This window comes from Paenibacillus sp. J22R98 (assembly GCF_059383835.1).
On sequence record NZ_JBXENW010000009.1, the window covers coordinates 129,427 to 147,725 of the forward strand.

General features: G+C 42.4%; 14 protein-coding genes and 2 pseudogenes. 4 read left to right on the forward strand and 12 right to left on the reverse strand.

What is annotated here, in order from left to right; all coding sequences use genetic code 11:
* Position 1: 1 nt before the first annotated feature.
* The 3 genes and pseudogenes from AC50Y3_RS23040 to AC50Y3_RS23050 form a co-directional block, all read left to right on the forward strand.
* Positions 2–1,102 carry a tyrosine-type recombinase/integrase gene (locus AC50Y3_RS23040; protein ID WP_494821070.1) on the forward strand — a complete coding sequence of 367 codons (1,101 nt, stop codon included), beginning with the start codon at positions 2–4 and terminating at the stop codon, positions 1,100–1,102.
* Positions 1,103–1,119: 17 nt separating this feature from the next.
* Positions 1,120–2,046, forward strand: a pseudogene (locus tag AC50Y3_RS23045) (tyrosine-type recombinase/integrase).
* Between the two features lie 59 nt (positions 2,047–2,105).
* A pseudogene (locus AC50Y3_RS23050) lies at positions 2,106–2,216 on the forward strand (excalibur calcium-binding domain-containing protein); the annotation flags it as partial.
* Between the two features lie 310 nt (positions 2,217–2,526).
* Here AC50Y3_RS23050 and AC50Y3_RS23055 read toward each other — a convergent pair.
* The 9 genes from AC50Y3_RS23055 to AC50Y3_RS23095 all read right to left on the reverse strand — a co-directional run bounded on the left by AC50Y3_RS23055 (position 2,527) and on the right by AC50Y3_RS23095 (position 12,698).
* Positions 2,527–2,787 carry a hypothetical protein gene (locus AC50Y3_RS23055; RefSeq protein WP_494821071.1) on the reverse strand — a complete coding sequence of 87 codons (261 nt, stop codon included), beginning with the start codon at positions 2,785–2,787 and terminating at the stop codon, positions 2,527–2,529.
* A gap of 37 nt (positions 2,788–2,824) precedes the next feature.
* Positions 2,825–3,646 carry a uracil-DNA glycosylase gene (locus tag AC50Y3_RS23060; protein WP_494821072.1) on the reverse strand — a complete coding sequence of 274 codons (822 nt, stop codon included), beginning with the start codon at positions 3,644–3,646 and terminating at the stop codon, positions 2,825–2,827.
* 130 nt (positions 3,647–3,776) lie between these two features.
* A complete protein-coding gene (locus tag AC50Y3_RS23065) occupies positions 3,777–4,232 on the reverse strand; it encodes a hypothetical protein (protein ID WP_494821073.1) in 456 nt (151 codons plus the stop codon).
* A gap of 121 nt (positions 4,233–4,353) precedes the next feature.
* Positions 4,354–5,013: a GIY-YIG nuclease family protein gene (locus AC50Y3_RS23070; RefSeq protein WP_494821074.1), complete on the reverse strand. Its 660-nt coding sequence runs from the start codon at positions 5,011–5,013 to the stop codon at positions 4,354–4,356.
* A gap of 348 nt (positions 5,014–5,361) precedes the next feature.
* Positions 5,362–5,925 (reverse strand): hypothetical protein, encoded by a 564-nt coding sequence (locus tag AC50Y3_RS23075; protein WP_494821075.1) that lies wholly within the window; start codon positions 5,923–5,925, stop codon positions 5,362–5,364.
* A 156-nt stretch (positions 5,926–6,081) separates the two neighbouring features.
* Positions 6,082–9,135, reverse strand: coding sequence for a type I restriction endonuclease subunit R (locus AC50Y3_RS23080; RefSeq protein ID WP_494821076.1), 3,054 nt, complete (start codon positions 9,133–9,135; stop codon positions 6,082–6,084).
* 3 nt (positions 9,136–9,138) lie between these two features.
* Complete coding sequence (locus AC50Y3_RS23085) at positions 9,139–10,389, reverse strand: restriction endonuclease subunit S (protein WP_494821077.1); 1,251 nt, start codon at positions 10,387–10,389, stop codon at positions 9,139–9,141.
* Positions 10,386–12,161 (reverse strand): type I restriction-modification system subunit M, encoded by a 1,776-nt coding sequence (locus AC50Y3_RS23090; protein WP_494821078.1) that lies wholly within the window; start codon positions 12,159–12,161, stop codon positions 10,386–10,388. The genes AC50Y3_RS23085 and AC50Y3_RS23090 overlap by 4 nt, the downstream gene beginning before the upstream one ends.
* 93 nt (positions 12,162–12,254) lie before the next feature.
* Positions 12,255–12,698: a hypothetical protein gene (locus AC50Y3_RS23095; RefSeq protein WP_494821079.1), complete on the reverse strand. Its 444-nt coding sequence runs from the start codon at positions 12,696–12,698 to the stop codon at positions 12,255–12,257.
* A 696-nt stretch (positions 12,699–13,394) separates the two neighbouring features.
* On the opposite strand from AC50Y3_RS23095, the gene AC50Y3_RS23100 reads away from it, so the two are divergent.
* Positions 13,395–14,570 carry a site-specific integrase gene (locus AC50Y3_RS23100; protein ID WP_494821080.1) on the forward strand — a complete coding sequence of 392 codons (1,176 nt, stop codon included), beginning with the start codon at positions 13,395–13,397 and terminating at the stop codon, positions 14,568–14,570.
* Between the two features lie 212 nt (positions 14,571–14,782).
* Here AC50Y3_RS23100 and rlmD read toward each other — a convergent pair whose 3' ends face one another.
* The 3 genes from rlmD to AC50Y3_RS23115 all read right to left on the reverse strand — a co-directional run bounded on the left by rlmD (position 14,783) and on the right by AC50Y3_RS23115 (position 18,298).
* Positions 14,783–16,282 carry a 23S rRNA (uracil(1939)-C(5))-methyltransferase RlmD gene (gene rlmD / locus AC50Y3_RS23105; RefSeq protein WP_494821081.1) on the reverse strand — a complete coding sequence of 500 codons (1,500 nt, stop codon included), beginning with the start codon at positions 16,280–16,282 and terminating at the stop codon, positions 14,783–14,785.
* A gap of 73 nt (positions 16,283–16,355) precedes the next feature.
* Positions 16,356–17,264 carry a diacylglycerol kinase gene (locus AC50Y3_RS23110; RefSeq protein WP_494821246.1) on the reverse strand — a complete coding sequence of 303 codons (909 nt, stop codon included), beginning with the start codon at positions 17,262–17,264 and terminating at the stop codon, positions 16,356–16,358.
* Positions 17,265–17,458: 194 nt separating this feature from the next.
* Complete coding sequence (locus AC50Y3_RS23115; protein WP_494821082.1) at positions 17,459–18,298, reverse strand: sirohydrochlorin chelatase; 840 nt, start codon at positions 18,296–18,298, stop codon at positions 17,459–17,461.
* Position 18,299 lies beyond the last annotated feature (1 nt).

Sequence of the window (18,299 nt, forward strand, 5' to 3'; positions counted from 1 at the left end):
CATGCCTTTATTTGATGATGCCGTCTCTAAAGAGGTGCAGCTCGAAGAATCAATCGCTCAAATTGCAGATCAGTATGGGCCTGATGCTTTCCAGCGCATGCTGCTTCGATTTATCCCGACGGACAGCCTCAACAACAAGACCAAACAAAGCGAGGTTATGCTGGAAGAAGCTATCACTCATTATTTTGAGAGTGACACTTTTCAAAGTTTAGCTAAGTCCTCGCAGCAAGTATACCGCTATGAAATGAACCTGTTCTTGCAGTATTGCCGCAGCATGAAAGGATCTAATCCAAATATCAAGGAGATAGCAACAGCAGTCTTTTTGACGGAATACTTAGTCCCCGTTCAAAAGCTCAATACGCGTAGCAAAAAGGCAGCCTTCTTACGAAGTTTCCTGGGCGAGGTTTTCACTCACTTTTTTAACAGTAATATCGGGAAACTGAAACGAACCCTCTCCATCCAAATCGATCGCAACCATGAGCCTCGTGCGTTTACCAAAGCGCAGCTTGATGAGCTCCTTTGTAATGTAAGGCTTGGACGTGAAGCACATCGCAATTTCACAATATTATGGACGTTTCTTGGTTCCGGCATTCGATTATCCGAATTGCTGGGTTTGCAGATTAAGGATATTGTGCCCTCCCGGCAGGAAATTCTAGTTCGCGGGAAAGGAAAGAAAGGATATAAACAGCCAAGCAAAATAACTAAATCATCGCTCGAGATCCTTCTCGCATATGTCAAATTTCGCTACGGTTGCGTAATGGAAGCACCGAATTACCCCGAGCTATACATTTTTTCCGATAACAAGGGCCAATCCGCCCTCCATGAAAGCACCGTTCAAAAAATGTTTGCTGCCTTGATTGATGAAGCACAATCGATTCCAACGTGCGACAAAAAACCTTACCAACTCTCCGTTCATTCATTGCGTCATTCGTTTGCCTTGTATCTGCTCCAGTCCGGCGTAAACATTTATACAATCAAAGAGCTAATGCGCCATGCTTGGCTCAGCTCAACGGAAGTCTATTTGAAGCTATTTGACAGCATGCTGGTTAAGGCAATCGATAAGCACCCCCTTGCCCAGCTTAAAGCAAGCGATCTCTTTTGATACTGGAGGATGTCTGTATGGGTTTTCTTTTACAATCCGATTATTTTCAGTTCTGGAATGCTCACTTCACACTGAGTAAGAGCACCAAAGAGAAATATATCACGGCTCTAAAGCGATTCGAAGCCTTCCTGCTGAAGGAAGGCTTCGAAGGTTCGCTTGATTTTGATCACTTTCATGCCAGTCGTGATCATTCGAACAGGTACCTACCTATTCAACGAGAGGTATTTGACCGTTTCGTTATTGATTTAAAGAATAGAGGCCTATTGAATAGATTGATTGCGGAAACTATTACCCCGCTAAAACGTTTTTTTGAGTTTCTTCACGAAATGGAACTCATTGAGCGCAATCCCCTTATAGGTTATCCTCGTCCTAAATTTGAGAGCCCCATTCAGAACACAGCATTATGCAAAGATGAGTGCGACGCCATTCTTAAAGTAGCCTTGTTAAAAAACCCTTTTTATCGGCAAGAATTCGTGTTTATTTGGTTTATGTTGATCACAGGTCTGCGCATTTCTGAGGTCCGTTTCCTTCGACGGAAGCGGCTGAATTTGGAGAAAAGGACTGTACATATATTTGAAGGGCAAAAAACCGATCAACGGCCGGTTGCGATCCCTAAAGCCCTAAGCAAAGAGTTAGAACGATATATATAACATCCAGATTATTTGAAATATGCCCAACAGGGGGATGAATACCTGTTTCATCATAAAGGCAAAAAAATGTCCGAAAACAGAATTAAACGATTGTTGTTTGAATTAGTCCAAGATGCAGGATTGTCCAAGCACATCCGTCCTCATGACCTCAGACGGACAGCAGGATATTTGATGCAAGTAGGCGGCATGAGCATCGTCGATATTATGAATCAGCTTCGACAAAAGGATTTAGCAACGACCTTGCGTTATGTTCCTTCTCTTGCCGATCTGGCCAAAATACTTGAGAATGAGTAGTTAATTCTACAAACTATCTCACATTTCTTTGGTGTTAGAACTGCCGTAAACACGCCGGCATCAAGAACAAGGGCGGCAAGACGAAGTATAAGCCCTTCGTTTCCAAAGCGCTTTATGAAGCCAACAAGAAGAACGACCGGGATATGGACGGAATTTCCTGCGAGCGGTAAGTGGTGCCTCGCAAGGGGCTGACAGCAAGGTGTCCCACACAGTTCTTATTATATTAAGGGGTAATGCTACTCATCGAAAAAGCCGCAAGGGATCTCCCTGCGGCTTTTTTTCATGCTCGTTCCATTTCGAAGGCCAAGTAGCGGAATTCCCCGTTCCGTTCGGCCGGCACCTGGCTGTATGGCTGCCAGCGGACGGTATATTCGCCCTGCAGTCGGATCGGCTCCATCCGGCCTCCGATGAATCCGGGCGAGGCTCCGCTCCCCAAGCCAGTTCCCCGGTCAATTTCCGACCATCGGTCAGCCGGAACGCCTAGAAGATCGTCTCCCGCGCCTGAGTGGGCGAATTCCAATAGGCGTAGTCGTTCGTGAGGCAAACGGCGATACCGACATTCACAAAGCCCTCGCTCACGACCTTCTCAAGCCGCTGTACGTCCTTCAGGATGTCGTAGCGGCCGGTGTCCTGCGCGCCGTCTTCGGAAAGCGAGAAGAACTCTCCTCCCACTTCCACGTCCAGTTTGCGCTTTAAGTATTTCAGTTCGAACGCGGTCCGCTGACCCTTGTGCGTTACCACGAGATCCAGATAGACCCGGGAGCCGGGCGGCTTAACCTCAAACCGAATGATTGCGTCCGGATATGCGAGTTGGATCTGCCAAGCCAAAGCGTGCTGGAAATCGGCTTCGTTGGCAAACACGGGGCGTTCGGTGCAGAGATGCTCTAAGACCGGATATATGTTCATGCGATTCCCATCCTTTTGAGAACAGATCGTCGAATTGCTTTCGGAAAATATCGGCTCTGCGAGGATGATTGAGATGGCCGATTGTTTCGATATTGAGTTTCCGGCAGGCGGCTTCAGCCTCTCTCCCAACGGTTACGACCTTGATTTCCGGAAATAGGTCGATAACAAGCGGCAAGATCGTCATACCCCACTCGATTTCATTAGGCTCCGGAGTACGGTTTTTACCTTCTTCGTTAAAAGGGTGCAAAGGCACAACGTTCCAAGCGACTGCGGGGCGATTTAGTTTTTGAACGCACTCCCAAAAGAAGTGGGCCGAACGTTCCCACTGATTCCCTTCAACATCAAACTGCCCCATGGGGAAGTGTTTCCTCAACCAGCCTTGACGAATAACCCGTTCCGAAGTAAACGGGATGCCTGTAATCACGCAGCCGTCCTTGCCAGCGGCTTCGCCGATAAATAAAACCACCGGTTTGTTCCAGAACAGCAAATTGAAGTAGTGCATGAGATTACGGCGTTTCTCTTTTGATTCTGCGTAGAAATTCCCCAGGTTGGGACATGCTTGCTGGGAAACGATTAAATCTACAATCTTATTCACCTTCGAGGTAAAGGTGGTCTCATCGTCTACCTCGGGATGCAGCCACGCGTCGCCGTTCTCGGAGTATCCTTCGCCGCTTACTATCCGCCCACTGCTCATCTTTATCGCCCCTCTTTCGGTTTCCATTTTGAACCAAGCGAGAGAATCTGACAAACGCCGAATTGGGCCATTTCTCCTATAATGTTCCTATGAACTTGCTAGGACGGTTATAGGACGATCTCCGTTTTTCTTAGTTTTTCGGAATTGGGGGAAAACCCGACGAAAATTTCTGTTCTTCGTCCTTCGTGAGCCGCCGGATCCGGTCCATCACTTTGAGCAGGCTCGTCGGCCCCTCGCCAATCACAAAGGACTGTTCCTCCGTTACGCCGTTGATCGACCAGGTAGGCGTATCCGTCCAACCGTCGCAGACCATACCGGCATCCAGGCGGGGATCCGGTTCTTGTTCCCACGGACGGGAAAGAATGAACTTCGCGAGGTTCTGAAAGACGCGCTTGGAAGCCTGCCATTGATAACCGTTTGGCAATGCAAAGGGCAAGTCTTCTCCATCACAGGCATACTGGACAGAGCCATCTGGCTTGTAAAGCTTGCGTTTCTTTGAAATGGGCGGGGGTAACACATAAGTGGCCTCGGGTATGACCTGAGTGGATGACGATAACAAAATAACATTAATGAGTTTAGTGAGCATTCAAATTACTTCACAAGAAAGTTTGATTTCTTGGGAATACGAAGTGAGGGTTAACCAGGCTTTTGATCGAACAATAGAAAAACCGCCCCCATTAAAGGCAGCGGTTAAAATGATCCCAACGCTATTCATACAAATCTTCATTGTAAAGTTTATTTGCTCCTTCTTCAGTAAATAAATCTGATTGACTTACTACGTGAGTTGCTGGGCTACAGTTTAAGAACCTAACGACATTGGCTTGAATTGAATCTTTGGGATTAAAAGCACTTCCATCCCCAATAACCCCAATATCAATAAACCCTAAATCGGTTCTCCTAATTACTTGATCTAATAGTTTATTCCCTAATTCGAAATCAGAGGTAACCTCTAATGAAACCCTCTCTTGAGTTTGATATATTTTCACAGAAGTTACATTTTCATTTATGTTGTGACTATATTTTTCTTTTAGATCATCAAGAATATCGATTGATTCGTAAAAGTCTTCTTTATTACTTGACTCTTTCATTGAATAAGATTGTGCTAATTCAATGGCTTTATTTAATGGATAATTGAAAAATGCTCTCCTTGGATTAACTCTAAAGTCTTCTAAGCGACTATGTATCTTTCTTTCTATTTCATCGCAATTTTCCACAAAACTCTCATAAGCAACTTTGAACGGTGTAGGAACTGAATCACTGTTTGATAAATTTCTTGCTCTTTCAGTTGGACTTTTAAAAGTAATTCCTATATTTACCAACCCATTCATGCTCCCATTAATAAGTATAAATAAATACCCATTTCTCATTTAAATTATCTCCTTAATTTTTAATCATTCAGGTACTAGTTGGACCTTCATAAATGTGAAAGAAAGGGACTCTTGGGGACACTTTGTTTAGAACACATCTCTATTTTTAATTATATAGTTTTTTTCGAAACTCAACCAATAAAGATAAGGATTTTCTAATAACCAGCCTGTTAGTTGAACGACAGCCTAGAGGGCGCTTCTATTAAGCCTTATCTCATCATTCCAGCCATAAGAAAACCGCCCATGGATTTGAGCGGTTTGTTGAGCTATCGTTCTTCGTTTACGTAATAATCTACGGATATTTTTTATCCAGCGGGGTTCGTAGGCTTCACTTATGCCCTAATAATTTTAGCGTCCAAATCTATTCAAATAATTCTTCATGGGTTGCTCAAATACCTCTACATCTTCTAGAGGTTCAATTGATGAATAAGATGTCTTATCTGGCAAGTGTCCTGCTCCACCTTTACCTGTTGCATCAAGAAAAAACTGAGCTGACTGAATAGTTAATTGGTCTCCATTCTGATATTTCAATAAAAAACCAAGATTGCTATTCTCGTCTAGTCGGATGTTTTCTGTAAATACAAAGTCTTCTGGTGCAGCACCATCATCAAAATATTCTTCCTTATCAATTTCTCCAATAGTTTGATACTCATTTCCATCAATACACGCCACATCTGGGTAATTCATTCCATTATCACTAAAAGTAACAAATAAGTATTTACCGTTCCTAAATTCATCATAAATATTTTCTGCACTAGTATTTTCATACTTTTCATAAAGGTTATCTTCAAATCTTTCAATATTTTCCACCAAAAAAACAGGTGACGTAATAAACTTCTTACCTTCTTCTAAGGATTCCTTTATAAAGTCCAAAAAGTTTAATTTTCCCAATGGTAATATTAGCTTTTTCATTCTCAGCCTCCTAAAAATATCAATATCACTCTTACTTTAGTATAACCAGTTTAAATTGCATCCAGGGACTAGCTACACCCGACCATCCTAACGTGTGTATGCCTGAAGCGAGAATGGATTACACCATTAACTCTCAACAGAAAGTGCCTTTGTATTCTACTTTGCACTTCTCAAATCCTTATAAGACTCCCGCGCAATTTCTTCCATTACAGAATTATAAAACTTCTTATCTTCAAAAAGCTTGGAAAAAGAGGTCATAGAATCAATATAGCATTCTTGTGCTATCTTTTTGAAAATTTCAGGGAAGATACTTCGTTCAAACACTTCTGCATCGTTATTTTTGGCATAGGTTTTAAGCTTCTTGTTGTCTTTTACAATCTTATTGTAAATGGTTTCCACAATAACCTTGTCGCCTTCAGTAAATACACCATTAAAACGATCGTTTATCTTTTTTATAATGTTTTCTAAAAGTTCGTCATCGCTTATGTTAATAGATTCAGGAACTAACCTCTTTGGATTTACAAGTGTTTGGTCTTCTTTTGTAGGATTGAGAGCAATATCACCTTTGAAAGTTTCTTCAAGCTTGTAAAACTCTAAGCGCAGCTTGTCTTCTAAATCAACCTTCTTGTCATTTTCTTTTGGAAGCATATTAGCAAGATAAGAAGTAAAAGCAAATTCCTTTTGAAGGTTTTTGTCATACATTCTAATAATTTGTGCAATATAAGAATACCACTTGTTAAAGTTTCTAATTGTCATACGGTATTCATAACGACTTTCTTCATCTAAATTATTATATCTTTCAACAACAGGTTTCAGGAGAGCTGTCATTTTGCCGAGGTCTTTATCTGTCTGCTGTCCATCCTTATAATAAATCTTAATGAATTTTTCTACGTCAGTATCGTTATATAGCTTAAATTTACGTAATAAGCTCCAGGCCTGATAAATCAGGTTGATATTTATCTCTTCATTTAGAATGGTAGATTCATAAAAACGAGAAAATGATTTTTTCATATCCTCTGCGGAGTTTACAAAGTCCAAAATAAATGTATCATCTTTACCACGGCAAGTGCGATTTAGCCTTGAAAGTGTTTGAACAGCTTTTACGCCATCAAGTTTTTTGTCAACAAACATTGTATGCAGTAAAGGCTCGTCAAACCCTGTCTGATACTTTTCCGCAACAATTAGACAGTTAAAATCGTGATGAAATTCTTCTGGTAATTGCTTCTCTTTGATAGTTGATCCGTCTGCTCGCTTATTCATACCTTCTTCTGTATAGGCTACTGTGTCACCATGATCGTTAAGATCATTTATAACGCCTGAAAAGGCGATTAGAATATCAATGTCATTATACTTATTCTTTTCGATATAACGCTTAAACTCGTGATAATAACGCACAGCATGAAGGCGAGATGCCGTAACTACCATAGCTTTTGCATTACCACCAATTTTATTTTTTGTTATTTCTCTAAACTGCTCCACCATAACCGCTGTCTTTTGTTGCAAATTATGTGGATGCAATTCCTGATAACGGCGAACTGCTTTTACAGCCTTTGTGGTTGGCAATTCTGGGTTATCTGGTGTATTCTTTGCAATTTTGTAGCAAGTCTTGTAAGTCATATAGTTTTTAAGCACATCGAGGATAAATTCTTCTTCAATAGCTTGGCGCATACTGTAAATATGAAATGCACGGAAAGTGCCATCATCTTGCTTTTGGCCAAACATTTCAAGGGTTTTCTCTTTTGGTGTTGCAGTAAAAGCAAAGAACGATAAATTCTTGTGTCGTCCGTGGGTGATTAACTCTTTTACAAGGTTATCTTCTGCATCTTCCACTTCGGATTCTGCGGAGTTTTCAATCTCAGCATATTCTTTTAAGGCTTCTTCCACATCTGCCAAAGCAGCCTTTAATTTTTTAGCACTATTACCAGTTTGAGAAGAATGTGCTTCGTCAACGATGATTGCAAATCTTCTACCTTTGTTATCGTCTATTTCCTCATAGATCACTGGAAACTTTTGAAGTGTTGTGATAATAATTTTCTTGCCATCGTTTATAGCATCACGCAAATCTTTGGAGGTTTTCTTATCGTCAATAGTTTCAACAATACCTTCTATATGGTCAAATCCTGAAATTGTGTTTTGAAGCTGATTATCAAGCACACGGCGATCTGTTACAACGATTACAGAAGTAAATACGCTGTTATTGTTCTTATCATGTAGGGTAGATAAGCGATAAGCAAGCCATGCGATAGAGTTACTCTTACCAGAACCTGCTGAGTGTTGAATCAAATAATTTTTTCCGCTACCATTTACTTTAACATCTGATAAAAGCTTTGTTACAACATCAAGCTGATGATAACGAGGGAAGATTATTTTCTTGCTTGATTTTGTCTTACGTTTGCCATTTACTTTTTCGGTTGATTCAGAAATATCTAAATGTATATATCTTTGTAGTATGTCAAGCAAGGTGTCTTTTTGCAAAACCTTTTCCCATAAATAAGAGGTAACATATCCTTCACCATCGCCTGCTGGGTTACCTGCACCACCAACTTCACCAGCACCATTAGAGCCTTGATTAAACGGTAAAAAGTAAGTATCCTTACCCTTTAGCTCAGTTGTCATCGCAACTTCATAAAGGTCAACAGCAAAGTATACAAGAAGCCTGTTATTAAAACCAAAAATAAACTCTTTTGAATCACGGTCATACATAAACTGCCTTTTGGCATTGTCAACCGATTGTCCTTTAAGTTGATTTTTCAACTCTATTGCAACAACTGGGATTCCATTTAGGGATAACACCATATCAATAGAATTTTCATTTTGTGTCGAATATTTAAACTGGCGTGTGCTGGTTAATATATTATCGCTATACTGCTTTATAATAACATCATTAAGGCTTGTTTCTGGTCTAAAAAAGGCAAGCTTAAACTTGGTGCCGCGGTCAATGATACCATGTCTTAATACATGTATTAAACCTTCACTATCAATATTAGTTTGTAAACAACGATAAAGTCGAACCTCTGCATCTGCTCCATCACGCTTAACTTGTCGTTCCCACTCTTTTGGCTGTGAAGTGGATAGAAAGGTAACAAGCTTATCCATGTCAATTGCTTTTTCACGGTTATATGTTTTAAGATCACCTTTGATGTAACCGCCCCTAGGTGATAACAGAAAACTTTCTATATCTTGTTCAAATCTTTTTTCATTATCCTGCATTTGCTACACCTCCTTTTTACCTGTTACACATTCGTAAATTAAGGATTTTTTATATGTCTCAAGTTCTGATATTATCTGTTGCTTTTGGGAAATTAGGTTATCAATTTCGATACATCTTTTATCAATAAATTCTGTAATAGCTACCTGTTCATAGTAATTCGGCAAAGCAATTTCAATATTAAATAAATCGCTTGTATAAAGGCGACTTAAACCTGCACCTACTCCTCTAATATATTTTTTAAATTGTTGAATACTTTTTGGTGTTTTAAAAAGATATTCAAGAAATTTAACGCAAGTATCCTCTTTCCCAACATATACAGCATAATCAGGACTGACAACTCCGTCATAAGTTGATACTGCAAAAACACCTAAATGTGCTTTCAATTTATTAAAAACCAAAAAGTCTTTATATACTAATTTTCCTCCAACATAACTAGAAGTAGCGTTTGGAATATCAAGTTCGGACGATTTTATTACCCCGAATTGTTGGCTCATTGATAGCGGTTCTTCGTTACCTTCGATTGATCTTTCCTTACTTTCATCAAGCAGATATTTAACCCTCGATACCGTCCAATGATCTGGTATCTCTCCTATCCAATCTACACCGCTAACTTTCATTTGAACATCTGATTTTAAACCCTTAGTAACTGCTTCACTGATAACCGCTATTTTATACGCCTTATATTCATCAATTGATTCCCTCGTATTATCCATTATGCTATCAATCTCTGTACACTTTATATCGAGATAGTCTGCAATGCGTTGTTGTTCGTTTAAATGTGGACATAACACAGGAATTTCTTTAAATAAGTCTGCATTTATTGTATTTCTAAGACTTTGTGCATAGTGCATATAACTTCTATCTTTACCAATCATTCTAAACCAGTATTCTACATATCTCGGTAACAATTTTTCTGTACAGCTTACAATTTTGTAAGCAGGGGAAATCATACCATTGAATGGCGATATTCCCGAAAAAACAGCAGAAACATCAAGGTCAAACAAGCATAGGATAATATCATTTTTTCCAACTATTTGATATGTAGCAAAACTTTCTGGCAATTTTCCAGCAGGTGCATTAATATCTTTTTCTTTAACTCCTCGCGTAGTTAATGAAAGTAACTGAAACTTTTCAAAATCCTCTCCTACAATAGTTTTATTAATGTTGAAAACATATTTATTTTTAATGACACTCCAGTCCATTGGTATAAACCCTACAAATTCAATCCCACTCTCTTTCATCTCTCGATTCATTTTGTTTCACCGCCATTTAAAAACAATCTTTCAAGAGAAGCAGTAATGTTTTGTTCAAGTTCGCTTATTCTCTTTGCTATATCCTCGCTTTTCTCGGGGGATACATATTTATAAAAATATCTTGAAAATGGAATTTCATATCCAACGGTAGTTTTACTTTTATCTATCCATGCATCAGGATTATAAGGTTTTACTTCTCTTTCAAAGTAAATATCAATATCTTCAGTTAGTGGTACATTTTCCGTATCTCGTTTTGAAGTGTCTGATACTATCTTTTTAGCTTTCATAACTGGCTTGCCGTTTTCGTCAAGAAGTGGGCTTTCAACGGTTATCTTGTTAAACCCAAACTCTATATTTTCTATAATCTTAGACTCGCAAGTTTTATCACCCATTGTGTAGGTCTTATTTTGATATTCGCCATAAGCCTGTACGATGATATCTCTGCAAGCATCTGTTATATCATTTCTCTTATTACCAATTGATTTTCTTCTTTGTTCATACATGTTAGAAGCATCAATAAGTTGAACTTTTCCTTCTCTGTGGGAAGGTTTGTTTTTTGTAACTATCCAAACGTAAGTTGTAATACCAGTATTGTAAAATGAATCGCTTGGAAGTTGAATAATGGCATCAAGCCAGTCATTTTCAATTAAATATCTTCTAATTTCGCTTTCACCGGAGCCAGCAGCACCAGAAAATAGTGGTGAGCCGTTTTGGATAATCGCCATTTTACCTGTGTCTTTTAGTTTGCTTACGCCATTTAGCATAAACAACATCTGCCCATCTGATATTTTGGGTAGTCCTGCACCAAATCTGCCCTTGTCTCCAAGCTTGTGTTCTGCTTTAACTGCGGTTTCTTCACGTTTCCAGTCAATACCGAAAGGTGGATTTGAAATGCAGTAGTCGTAGGTATAACCAGTGAATTTATCATCAGAAAGTGTATCGCCAAACTTCATATTGTCAGCGTTACCGCCCTTGATAATCATGTCTGCCTTTGCAATAGCATATGTCTCAGGGTTAAACTCTTGTCCAAAACAACGAATTTCTGCATCAGCATCTAAAGCACGAAGGCGTTCTTCCATACATCCAAGCATCTGGGAAGTACCCATTGTTTGGTCATAAATAGTTTTAACAACGCCATCTTGAATTAGAGCATCTTTTTCATCACAGATTAAAAGGTCTGTCATTAGATAGATAATATCACGGCTTGTAAAATGCGCTCCTGCTTCTTCGTTGTAGGACTCTGAAAAGGTTTTTATCAAATCTTCAAAAATGTAACCCATGTCAACTGCGGTGATAAGGTCTGCACCAAGGTAGCTTGATTTTTTGTTAAATTCCTGAATTATATAGAAAAGAATATTGTTATTCGCAAGCTTAGTGATTTCCTTATCAAACTCAAAGTGTGCAAGCACATCTTGGACATTGTCAGAAAAACCATTGATGTATGCACGAAAATTATCTTCAATATGAGATGAGTCTGCCAATAGTGACTCAAAGTTAAAAGGACTTGTATTATAAAAACTTAACCCAGAAGCAGATTCTAAAAACCCGTCTTTAACTTCAAAGTTTTTAACCTTCTCATAGGTTTCAAGCACTTTTTCTCTTGTTGGTAAAAGAGTATCATGAAACCGCTTGATAACCGTCATGGGGAGAATAACTTTACCATATTCATGTGGTTTATATAGTCCAACTAAATGGTTTGCATTATTCCAAATCATATTTGACTTCTCTGATATGTTCACTGTAGTTTGAATGCTTGAATAAATATCTGACATTTTGTTATCATCCTTTGTAATATAGAATGGCCTTCTTGACTTGTATTAATAAGATATACATAGTAATTTCCAACTGAACATATCCTATCTAACTTATGTGTATGGCTTTATAGTAAGCAATTTTTCTTTGTGCTTGTTTATCTTATTTTCTAGTTCCTCAATAAACCAGATAAAACCATTACTCTTCAAATGCAAGCCATGTCCATTAAAAAAGCCCGTATGTTCATACCATTCAATGTTACCTTTGTTATCCAATCTAACTGAGTAGTATCCGAAGTGATATCTATTAATGGTTAATTCTACCATTTCAAGTTTATTGGCTTTGACCTGGTATGTTCTGTTTGTTTTAAATTTTTCTGCATCAGGTAAGTTCCAATAGGGACTTAAGTCTATACTAATGCCTATTCGTTCATAAATCTTTCTTATTGCTGGGCGAAACTCGTTATTAATATGATTTAGAATAGATGCTTCTATTTCAGTCGATTTAATTTGTGTCAGCCCCTCTTTTGAACATATCATTAAATTATGCTGTATCATCTTCTCGGAATCTGAAATACTACCTCAGCCTTAGTTCGATAGACACAATTGTTATTGTATCACAATTAAGAAATTTATTGTTTACAATACAGAACAAGCCTCCAGTTTCACTCATGTGCTGTGGATGTTATTCATAAATTACGTCGACTATCACCACCTATCCATTTTCGCATCCTCACCTTTCGTCGAACTTTAATGGTCATGATTACACACACACTTATTTGCGTTGAGGGTCTACAAAAAAGCGTTTGCGTTTAACTTTTCTTTTTGGATGTTTAAGCACCTTACTATTTCTTGGATTCTACTTCTTCCATATATATTCATTCCTCTATTATCTCTGTCATGATTATTCTGACTCACTCTTTCGTATAATGACTCCCCCTAGCCACACCACCAAACCGCTCAGAACGTTATTCGAACAGAGTGTTTCCCCTCACTAACTGCGTCACATGCATATTTCACTCGTGGTCAAATTACCGACAAAGTGCGCTTCAAATCGTATGACTTTTGATACTGCCGAGAAAATTCTTCTACGAATAAAAACATTATGTACATACTGTCTTATCCGTATCCATTCTGTCATAACAAAATGACAGCTAAGTGTCAGCGAACATTTGTTTCTTAGATATCCTGGTGGGTATTCACACACACTTTCACGGAAACAATTGATACTAAAATTACAGTGGGGGTATGTTAGTGGCAAGTTTAGAGAAAAGAGGAAAGAATTCCTGGAGACTAACCGTTAGCGTTGGCAGAAATGCATCGGGTAAGTATGTTCGTTACGGGAAAACTGTTCATTGCCGTACAAAAAAAGAAGCTGAGCTCGAACTAGCTAAATTCGAGATTGAAGTTAAAGCAGGAGCTTACATCTCACCTGAAAAATTAACATTGAGCGCTTTCGTCGATGAATGGAAGGATAAGTATGCCTTACAAGAACTTGAACTAAAAACTTTATCTATTTATCTGCGCATCCTAAACACCCGGATCCTCCCATACATTGGGCATTTGCGCTTAGATCAAGTAAAACCATTGCATATTGCTTCATTAATTAGCGATCTAGGCAAAGAAGGAAGCAGACAGGACGGAAAAGATGGGAAGCTCTCTTCCGGGACTATTCAGTACGTATACCGAGTATTAAGAAACATTTTCACCCGAGCAGTTGAATGGAGACTAATTCAAACTAATCCTGTTGGGGACGTAAAGTCTCCCAAGGTCGTATATAAGGAAAGCCAAGTGTATGATGAAGATGAAATTCAATTATTGTTTGAAGCTTTAGAAAAAGAAGCTTATCACTGGCGAATGATGATCACCCTCGCATTAACAACCGGTCTTCGTCGCGGCGAGTTAGTTGGACTTGAATGGAAAAATGTCGATTTGGAACAAGGTACAATAAATGTAAAACAAAGCATCTCTGACTTCATCAACGGAAATCCCGTCATTAAAGAACCAAAAACAAAAAAATCCACACGTAAAATCAATCTGTCTGATGCAGTGTGCGAGGAACTAAAACAGTATTATAAACACTGCAAACAACAATGGGACGAGTTAGTGACAACAAGAGATAACGATCATTTCTTTGTATTCTTTAATCAGTACGGCAGAGCGTTCTACCCGGAGAGCCCCTATTTATGGTTCCGTGGCTTTTTAAAGAAGCATAATTTAAAATACATCAAATTCCATGATTTAAGGCATACCTCAGCTACACTACTCATTAACCAAGGTGTCCACGCTAAAATTATTTCCGAGCGCCTTGGCCATGCCAACATCACAACAACCATGAACATTTATGGTCATGTTTTATCAAAGGCAGATAAAGAAGCAGCAAACAAGTTCGATCAGATCATTCCATTTAAAAAACGGCAAGAAGCGTAAGAACCCGAACGATTAAATCAATCGTTCGGGTTCTTTTCTTAATGACTATAACAGTTCATTGAATCTGCGTCTCGTTTATTGCTCTTTTCTGATGCTTGCCGCTAATTTAGGCTGATTTATGATGAGTTTTTACATCAATTTTGCACCAAGTACCAAAAACCTCATCTGTATTAATAATTTTTTGATACTGTTACATTCACTAAAATGTAGTATTAACAAGGCTTTTCAGTGCCTGTTTCACTCCGTGTAAGCAATGCGACCGACTCTACATGCACCGTATGCGGAAACATATCCACCGGCTGCACCTCAACCGTCCGATACCCTCCATCCTCCAACACACGCAGGTCGCGTGCCAACGTCGAAGGATTACACGACACATATACGACCCGCTCCGGTCGCATCGCCAAGATCGTCTCGAGCAGTGCCTCGTCGCAACCTTTGCGCGGCGGGTCGACGACGATCACGTCAGGCACGATGCCATCCTTACGCCAGCGCGGGATCACTACCTCGGCTGGGCCAGCCTCGAACGAGGCATTTTCGATCCCGTTCAGTTTCGCATTACGCTCTGCGTCCGCAATCGCCTCCGGCACGATCTCAACGCCATATACATGGCCGGCTTGCCGAGCCAAGAACAGAGAAATCGTACCGATGCCGCAATAGGCATCGATAACCCGCTCTTTACCCGTCAGCGCTGCATACTCAACTGCTTTGCGGTACAACTCCACCGTTTGAGTAGGGTTCACTTGGTAGAACGACCTAGCCGAGATAGCAAAACGTATGCCATCTAGCTCGTCGTAGATAACCTCGCTGCCCCATAACACGCGGGTCTCATCGCCGAAGATCACATTCGTATCACGCTTGTTCACGTTCTGCACGATACTCTTCACGTTAGGAACAGCCTCACGGATCATCTTAATCCAGCTCTCCGCTTGAGGGATGTGCTGGCCTTTCGTTATCAACACGATCATCGCCTCACCAGAGACGAAACCAACGCGCGTCATCACATGGCGCAGCAGTCCGCGGCCAGTCTCTTCGTTGTAGGCCGATACACCAAGCTCGCGGCCGATCGCTTTCACCCGAGCCACAATATCATCATTGTGCGAGTGCTGAATCATGCACTCGTCCATATCAATAATGCGGTGACTGCCACGCGCATAGAAGCCACCGATCAGGCGCTCCTCCGAGAAGAGTCCATCGCCGTCGCCACCCATCGCGACAGCGGCCATGCCCATCGGCACGGAAGCCTTATTCCGATAGCGCCATGGCTCGTCCATACCGATAGTAGGATGCACAATCACAGCAGGCCCTGAATCGGCGGAAGGAGTGGTTGTGTCGAGAGTAGGGGTCACAGCAACCCGCAGCTTCCCAATTCGCTCCAGATTGTCGACCACATGCTGCCGCTTCCAAACCAGCTGCGCCTCGTAGCTCAAATGCTGCAGCTGGCAGCCGCCGCACTGCTTATAGATCGGGCATGGCGCGTCTACGCGGTCCGCGCTCTTAACAAGCAACTCCTGCAGCTTCGCGTAGCCGTACGTCTTCTTCACCTTCAGCACCTTCGCGCGGACGCGTTCGCCGGGAAGGGCTCCCTGTATAAAAAGGGTAAAGCCGTCTGCACGGCCTACCCCTTCGCCCTCATGCGTCAAGCCGACAATGTCGACGACGACTTCATCATTTTTGCTCACTGTCGGTACTTTAACCTTGTTGTTGCTCATTGTTCTTAACCCGCTCCGTTTTCCTCAGTCAGTTGTCTCGCCTAGACTTATCCATCTATCTGCTTCGTTCCGTTTATTTATAAGTAGAATTGCCCGCTTCATCTACGATAATGTTCAAATGCGACGGCAGCACCGTAAACGTACATGGAAGCGTGCCGCCATACTCGCCGTCCAGGTTCAGCTGTACATAATCCGGTGTCGTGACGATCAGCTCGCGCGTCTGAAAATGCACCACATGCGGATCATGCAAATGCTCGCCGCGCAGCGCGAGTGATGCCAACCGGATGAACTCGCCGAGGTTGCATTTCTTCAGCACGACTACGTCGAACAGACCATCGCTCAAGCTCGCTTCAGGTGCCAGCTTCTCGAAGCCGCCGACCGAATTGCTATTACAAATGAGGAACATCATAATCTCCTCATGGATCTCGCCGATCTCCTTCGCCTGAAGCCGCAGCTCGGTTGGCCGCAGGCGGGTCATTTTCTCAAGACCCTTCATATAATAGGCCAGCTGCCCGATCATCGTCTTCAGCTTGCTCGGCACCTCGTAGGTCAGCTCCGTCAAGGAGCCCCCACCCGCGATGTTGATAAAATACCGCTGATTCGCCCGTCCCAGGTCAATCGATTTCGTAAACTGCTGAATGATGAGATCGCACGCGTACTCCCAATGCTTCGGAATGCCAAGCGCCCGGGCAAAATCATTCGTGGTGCCCAGCGGCAAAATCCCAAGCGGCGGTCGGACATCCTTCTCCGCCAAGCCGTTGATCACTTCATACAGCGTCCCGTCCCCGCCGGCCGCGATGATCATATCGAAGCCGCGGTCCGCAGCTTCGGATGCCGCGATCGTCGCATCACCTTCACTCACGGTGGCGTGACAGCTCGTCTCGATGCCGCCGCGCTCCAGCCGCTGCAGGATATCCGGCAGCCGTTTCTTAATTTCTTCCCGTCCAGACGTCGGGTTATAGATCAGTCTGGCCCTCTTAATCGTCGTCACCTAGTCCACCTCCGGCACATTCACTCCGGACCGTGTGCGGCAGCGCCTCCCGCGCATCCGCAAACACGGCAACCGGTAAGCATCCTGCTGCCCGTATCGTCTCATGTTCTCTATTCTCTACTATACACTGAAATGGCGAACTTCCCAAACGGCCCTCGCCAGCTATTCCCAGCAACCCAAAGCCGTTATCTCGCCTCATTCAGCTCACGCAGCCAGCTCTCGATCTGACGCTCCATCCAGCGCACAATACACGGATGCGGCAGCAGCGCGCGGCCATTGTACCGATAATCCAGCTCATCAAGCCGACCCGGAATCACCGTTCTTGTAAAATAACCCTCGCTCAGAAAAAGAGGCACGACGAGGAACGAGTCGCCGGGGTACCGCCGCTGCAGCGCGCGCAGCTTGCAGGCCGCCTGATTCGGCAGCAGCATCGCAATGTCTGCGCCGCCAAATCCGCCAAGCTCGCGGACACGCGCCGCGAGCTGCCGCATGCCGCTTCGCCAGCGGCCGTGAAAGACCGCCTCGCGCGAACCATGCGCGACGAGCAGCAATCGCTCCCGCGCGGGCTCCGCCGATAGCTTCGCGATATTGCCGAGCAGCAGCTCGGCAATATCCGCGTCGTCGTCGATCGGCAGGCCGAAGCGGACGCTCATGCCCGCGCCAACCCGAAACGGCGCCAGCTCGCCGCGGCGCCCCGCCGATACCGGCGCAACGCCGAACGCCTGTGCAATGTCATCCACATGCGTACTGCCAGACGACACAAAAAGCGGAAGGACGTAGAGCTCCGTCACGCCTTCCGCTTCTAGCTGATCTATGCCGTCTTGAATCAGACGTCCTTCTACAATTTCCAGAAAAGCCGAGACAACCGGCACTTCGGCGCCACTAAGGTTACCATGGTTCTGCTCGTCACCGCGACCAGCGCCACTCTCTCGCCCTACTGTAACCGCCGCTACCGCCTCATCAACAAGCTTCACCCAGCCCGCTTCGCGCGAGCCGTGACTAATCACTAACACACCAACCTTCATC

Bases quoted from the DNA above. Each gene is read 5' to 3' on its own strand.
- AC50Y3_RS23040 (WP_494821070.1), top strand. From the start codon at position 2: ATGCCTTTATTTGATGATGCCGTCTCTAAAGAGGTGCAGCTCGAAGAA.
- AC50Y3_RS23060 (WP_494821072.1), bottom strand. From the start codon at position 3,646: ATGAGCAGTGGGCGGATAGTAAGCGGCGAAGGATACTCCGAGAACGGC.
- AC50Y3_RS23065 (WP_494821073.1), bottom strand. From the start codon at position 4,232: ATGCTCACTAAACTCATTAATGTTATTTTGTTATCGTCATCCACTCAG.
- AC50Y3_RS23070 (WP_494821074.1), bottom strand. From the start codon at position 5,013: ATGAGAAATGGGTATTTATTTATACTTATTAATGGGAGCATGAATGGG.
- AC50Y3_RS23075 (WP_494821075.1), bottom strand. From the start codon at position 5,925: ATGAAAAAGCTAATATTACCATTGGGAAAATTAAACTTTTTGGACTTT.
- AC50Y3_RS23080 (WP_494821076.1), bottom strand. From the start codon at position 9,135: ATGCAGGATAATGAAAAAAGATTTGAACAAGATATAGAAAGTTTTCTG.
- AC50Y3_RS23085 (WP_494821077.1), bottom strand. From the start codon at position 10,389: ATGAATCGAGAGATGAAAGAGAGTGGGATTGAATTTGTAGGGTTTATA.
- AC50Y3_RS23090 (WP_494821078.1), bottom strand. From the start codon at position 12,161: ATGTCAGATATTTATTCAAGCATTCAAACTACAGTGAACATATCAGAG.
- AC50Y3_RS23095 (WP_494821079.1), bottom strand. From the start codon at position 12,698: ATGATACAGCATAATTTAATGATATGTTCAAAAGAGGGGCTGACACAA.
- rlmD (WP_494821081.1), bottom strand. From the start codon at position 16,282: ATGAGCAACAACAAGGTTAAAGTACCGACAGTGAGCAAAAATGATGAA.
- AC50Y3_RS23115 (WP_494821082.1), bottom strand. From the start codon at position 18,298: ATGAAGGTTGGTGTGTTAGTGATTAGTCACGGCTCGCGCGAAGCGGGC.